The sequence below is a fragment of the Mycobacterium sp. genome (assembly GCF_035499775.1).
Lineage (GTDB): Bacteria > Actinomycetota > Actinomycetes > Mycobacteriales > Mycobacteriaceae > Mycobacterium.
In genome coordinates this window covers 1-5,116 of the sequence record NZ_DATJYB010000476.1, presented here as the reverse complement: position 1 = coordinate 5,116, position 5,116 = coordinate 1, and the positions used below count along the sequence as shown (strand labels likewise).

The window sequence follows — 5,116 nt, the reverse complement described above, 5'->3', positions numbered from 1 at the left end:
GCCACTGGCGTATCTCTACGGCCGGTTCACCGACTACATCACCGAACGCCGCGAGAACCCACGCGACGACGTGCTGACCGGCCTTGCGGCGGCTGTGTTCTCAGACGGCAGCACCCCGCCCGTGGCCGACGTCGTGTGCGTGGCAGCGAATCTGTTCGCGGCCGGGCAGGAGACCACGGTCCGCCTGCTGAGCACCGCGGTGCAGTTCATCGCCGAGGACCCGGCGCTGCAGGCGAGGCCCAATCCTGATTCGTTCGACATCGAACGCTCAAATGCCCGAAATCACATCGCCTTTGGTCGTGGAGCGCACAGTTGTCCTGGGCTCCGCTGGCCCGCGCCGAGGCGAAGGTCAGTCTCAATCGACTCCTCGACCGCACCTCGCGGATCTGGATCGACGAGGACCACCACGGTCCCCCTGGGGACCGGCGATACCGCTACCTGCCCACCTTCATTCTTCGGGGGCTGGCCGCCGTGCATATCGGTTTCAGCCCGGCCGGCGATGAGGCATGACCGCGATATGCTGACCGCTCGTATCGACAGCGACCGCCTCTGCTTCGCAACGGGTTTCGATTTCATTGCCGTCAACGCCGGATCAGTCATCGTCGCCGACTGGGAGATCCCCAAACAAGTCGGTTGATGTGGTCAGGGGATCGGCAAACCAGCGCCCCGAGCGCGCGATCACCACTCGAAGCAGACAAGGAACCACGAACCCATGCCCTTCGTAGACACCACCGCAGTCGTCACCGGTGGCGCTCAAGGTCTCGGCCTGGCGATCGCCGAAGCCCTCGCCTCTCGCGGAACCAAGGTCGCCATCTTCGACGTTGCGACCGATCGGATCGCCTCCGAGGTTGCCCGACTGCGTGAGGCGGGGGGTACCGTCAACGGCCACACCGTCGATGTCTCCGACCGGAGTGGGGTCCAGTCGGCGGTCGAGCAGGTGCGCGCCGACCTGGGGCCGGTACTCATCTTGATCAATAACGCGGGTATTGAACAGTTCGGCAAGTTCTCAGAGATCTCCGACGAGCAGTGGGACCGTGTGATGGCGATCAATCTGCGCGGACCATTCATCTGTACGCAGGTGATGTTGCCCGACATGCTGGGTGCCAAGTGGGGCCGAATCGTCAATCTGTCATCCTAAAGCGCCCAGGGCGGGCAGGCCCACATGGCTGCCTACGTCAGTTCCAAGGCCGGCGTGATCGGGCTCACCAAAAGCCTGGCGCTGGAGCTGGGCCCCAAGGGAATCACCGTCAATACGATCCCGCCGGGCATGGTGGTCACGCCGATGCTCGAGAGAGCCATCGCCGAGGGGCGATTCAGCGCCCCGCTTGAGCACTTCGCCAAGATCACGCCGGTGCGCCGCGCGGGCCGTCCCGAGGATATCGCCAACGCCGCAATCTTCTTGTGCCAGGAAGAATCCTCGTACATCACCGGTCAGATCATCGGTGTCAACGGCGGGCGGCGCACATGAGCGATTACGTCGCGCGAGGCTCGCTGCCACCAAATCCGCTACTCCCGCCCCTTGAAAAAGCGGAGTGGGGAGACGCGGAGTATGCGACTTTCGGTGCGTTACTGGGTCTTCCGGGTGAAAAGGTGCCACGGGCCGATTCCGGACACGCCCTCGACCCACTCAAGTTCGAGATCATCGGGGTGCTGGCGCGCCGTCCCAAGCTGGCGCAGAAGTTTCTGTCATATAACGGATACCTGCTCCAACGTGGCGAGCTACCGATCCGCTTGCGGGAGCTGGCAATCCTGCGCGTGGCACATAAACGCCGTTCGGCCTTCTTCTGGGGCGAGCACGTCAAAGTCGCCACCGACGCTGGGATGACAGAAGACGATATAGCCCGGCTCGCTCGCGGTAATGCCGAGTTCGGCGGCATCGAGCTGACAGTGCTGACCGCTACCGATGAACTGCTCGTCGACGGCCGGGCGCGCGACACGGCCTGGCGCCGTCTCGTCGACCAGCTGGGCACTCACCCGGCGATGGAGTTGATTTTCGTCGTTGGGACCTACGCAATGTTGGCGATGGCTTTCGAGACCTGGAAGCTGGCACCCTCCGAGGACAGTTCGCCGCTGCCCGCTCTGGCCGGGGACGAAACCCCCGCGGAGTGAACTGGAATGGCAAGTGCGCCAAGGTATCCCGCGCTGCTGCTGGCGGCCAGCTCGAAATCTCCTGGTGGCTGGCGGTTGAAGCGAATGCTATTGGCGCATCTGGGATGCGCCACCGATGTACCAGGTCTGGCCGTTGATCCATTCGGCTTCGTCGCAGAGGAGGAATGCCGTGACGGCGGCGATGTCGGATGGCCTACCAAGGCGCGTAACCTTCGCGGCCATGAGGAACATCTGCTGCAGCTGTTGGTCGTTCTGTTGTTCTTGGGTTACCCCCATGACCAGTCCAGGCATGACCGCGTTGCTCCGGATTCCTTTTTCCCCATAGTTGTTGGCGACGTGGCGGGTGATTTGGTTGACCGCTGCTTTCGATGCGTTGTAGGCCACATGCATTGGGTCGGTGCCCAATGACCCTCCGGACGAGGTGTTGACGATGCTGCCGTAGCCTTGCTCGAGGAGGTGGGGAAGCACGGCGCGGATGGTGCGCACATAGCCGAGCAGATTGACGTCGAGAGTGCGATGCCACACGTCGAAGGGCGTGTCCAGGATTGTGGTGTCGCGGCCAAGGTTGGCTTCCGAGAGGTCGGCGCCGACGTTGTCCAATCCATGGATGGCCCCGAATTCGGTGAGGGTGATATCGACGAGCCGGCGGATCGATTCATCGTCGGCGAGATCGAATTCCACGGCGATGGCGCTCCCGCCCGAGGCGGTGATGTGCTCGACGGCAATTTTGGCTCCGGCGCCGTTTATGTCGCCAACTGCGACGGATGCTCCTTCGGCGGCGAGGCGTTTGGCCGTTTCGGCGCCGATTCCGGTGGCTCCTCCGGCGACGATAAAGGTCTTACCTTGCAGTCTTCGCATCTGTGGCTTCTCCTGATTGTTCACCGTTGGTCAGCAGTAGGCAACGCCGAGATCGACCGAAACAGTCGATGCGGTAACGAATTTCGATTCGTCGGAGGCCAGCCAGGCGACGGCGTCGGCGATGTTCTCCGGTTGGGCGATACCTTCGGGAAGCAGGGGTTTGTGTAACCCCTGCAGGTGGGGATAGGTGTCGCCGGCGGATTGGAGGGCTTCGCGCATGCGCCCGGTACCCATCGGGGTGGCGACCGCGCCGGGGTGCAGGCTGTTGACGCGGATGTGGTGTCGTCCGAGCTCTGCGGCCAGTGCGCGGGCCATGCCGGTGATGGCGTGCTTGCTGGCGGTGTAGTGGACCATGAAGGCTTGCATCTTCACGCCGGCAGCCGAGCCGATGAGGACGATGGAGCCGCCGCGGCCGCCGTCGACGATGTGTTGGGCGCCGGCGACTACCGTGTTCCACGTTCCGACGACGTTCGTGTCGATGGTGTCGCGGAATGCTTCCGCGGTGATCTGGTCCCACGGCGACGGGCAGCAAATGCCGGCGTTGGCGACGATGACGTCCAGCCTGCCGAGTTCGGTGACGGCATCGTCGACAGCGGTGCGCAATGCATCGAGGTCGCGGATGTCGACCTTGGCGGGCACGGCACGCCGCCCACTGGATCGGACCAGCCTTGCGCTTTCCGCGAGGTCGTCGGGGGTGGGAGAGTCGTAGGGCACGCTAGCCGGCAGCGGTCCCGCGATGTCGATGAGGATGACGTCGGCGCCTTCGGCGCTGAGCCGTTGGGCGTGGGCTCTGCCTTGGCCGCGGGCGGCGCCGGTGACAAGGGCCACCTTGCCGGTCAGTCGTGAAGTCACTGCTGGGTCCCTCTCGCGCATTGACTTTGATGTCGGCCGTGGGCATCGCTTAGACCGATCTGCTCGATCGGGTTGGAGCGTTCGAGCATGCCGTAGGTCTCTTCGCCGTCCCAGCTGTACCGGACGCAGGCCTGCTGCAACGCCGGGAAGCTGGGGTTCTCCTTCTTCATTTCACGCACCGAAAAGGTGTTGTCGTCGTGGTGAATGTCGTGGGTGGACAACACCGTTTCGCCCGCGATGTGCACGGTGCCCTCGGCCGTCTCCAATACCACCGACACGTCCTCACCGAGTGCCTGCAACCTGGTTAGCCACGGCGCCTGCACGGCGCGGGCCGGGATAAGGTCACCATCGCCGGCGAAGATGTAGCCCTCGTTGAACGTGGGCTGGCCGTCGGGCCGGGGAGGGTAGGCGATGTATCCGAACGCCTTGCCGCTGGGAAACAGCGCCGATTGCCACGCGTGACCCCAGAAACCGGCGAGCTTTCGTACGCCCTGCCGGCGGATTCGCAGCCCGCTACCGGTGAAGGCGTGCTTCTCGTCGCCGATAGTCACCGACCCGCTGGCCCGAAAGAGCTGCTCATAGCGGGGGCCGCCCATCAGCTCGCCCTCCACGGAATTGTTGATCCGTTCACCCGCGTCTTGCTGCAGCGCGCCCTGGATCCAGGGGGGGACGGCCATCGTTGCGGCGACCTGAAAACCGATGTCGGCCAGGCGGCCGTCGGTTCGACCGGCGACCAGGTCGGCCGATGACGTGCGCACCGCCTTCCCCTCATAGGTCATCGTCCAGGTGTCGAACGGCTCGACACAGGAGAACACCAATCCGCCCGCGCCCAGCACGGTCGGCTTGCCGTCAGGCCCTTCGGGTTTCAGTGATAGGGCGCCGTCACGCAGCCGGTACACCCGCCCGTCGGGGAAGGCGACGTTGACCTGAATGTCGTGGCGGTCCCAGTTCGCGGCCACGGCCTCGATCCCGATGCGGGGCAATCCGATCTGACCGCGGTCATCGACCGTCCAGAAACTCACGGAATCGCGCATCTGTGGGTTGTCCGGACGTCGAGGAAACATGTATTCACGCGACCGGTCGATCCCGCCGGTGAGGTCAATCGCCATGGGAATTCCTGTTCTATCGGGCGTGAGAGGTCCAGCGGTTGGACTGCTTGACGTATCCCGCTAAGCGACAACGGATTTGATCGACGTCGATGCCGAACCCGGCCGGGTCGGCATGCGAACTCGGTTCGCGTTCGGTGGCGGCCCGGCTCCACCAACTGTGCATGCGCCGCGCGAACTCGTCGGTCATC

Annotated in this window: 4 protein-coding genes and 2 pseudogenes; 3 read left to right on the top strand and 3 right to left on the bottom strand. The window is 64.2% G+C overall.

Annotation, left to right across the window (positions count from 1 at the left end; translation table 11 throughout):
* The 3 genes and pseudogenes from VML93_RS29480 to VML93_RS29470 all read left to right on the top strand — a co-directional run.
* A pseudogene (locus tag VML93_RS29480) lies at window positions 1–510 on the top strand (cytochrome P450); the annotation flags it as partial.
* A 202-nt stretch (window positions 511–712) separates the two neighbouring features.
* Window positions 713–1,468: pseudogene (locus tag VML93_RS29475) on the top strand (SDR family NAD(P)-dependent oxidoreductase).
* Window positions 1,465–2,109 (top strand): carboxymuconolactone decarboxylase family protein, encoded by a 645-nt coding sequence (locus tag VML93_RS29470; protein ID WP_325615938.1) that lies wholly within the window; start codon window positions 1,465–1,467, stop codon window positions 2,107–2,109. The pseudogene VML93_RS29475 and the gene VML93_RS29470 overlap by 4 nt, the downstream one beginning before the upstream one ends.
* A gap of 87 nt (window positions 2,110–2,196) precedes the next feature.
* On the opposite strand, the gene VML93_RS29465 is transcribed toward VML93_RS29470, so the two are convergent.
* Genes VML93_RS29465 through VML93_RS29455 form a run of 3 tightly spaced genes read right to left on the bottom strand, consistent with a single transcriptional unit; the run spans window position 2,197 to window position 4,928 of the window.
* Window positions 2,197–2,967: an SDR family oxidoreductase gene (locus VML93_RS29465; RefSeq protein ID WP_325615941.1), complete on the bottom strand. Its 771-nt coding sequence runs from the start codon at window positions 2,965–2,967 to the stop codon at window positions 2,197–2,199.
* 30 nt (window positions 2,968–2,997) lie between these two features.
* Entirely contained in the window at window positions 2,998–3,819 is an 822-nt protein-coding gene (locus tag VML93_RS29460; RefSeq protein ID WP_325615936.1) for a mycofactocin-coupled SDR family oxidoreductase, read from the bottom strand.
* A complete protein-coding gene (locus VML93_RS29455) occupies window positions 3,816–4,928 on the bottom strand; it encodes a hypothetical protein (protein WP_325615934.1) in 1,113 nt (370 codons plus the stop codon). Before VML93_RS29455 ends, VML93_RS29460 begins: the two co-directional genes overlap by 4 nt.
* Between the last annotated feature and the right edge of the window lie 188 nt (window positions 4,929–5,116).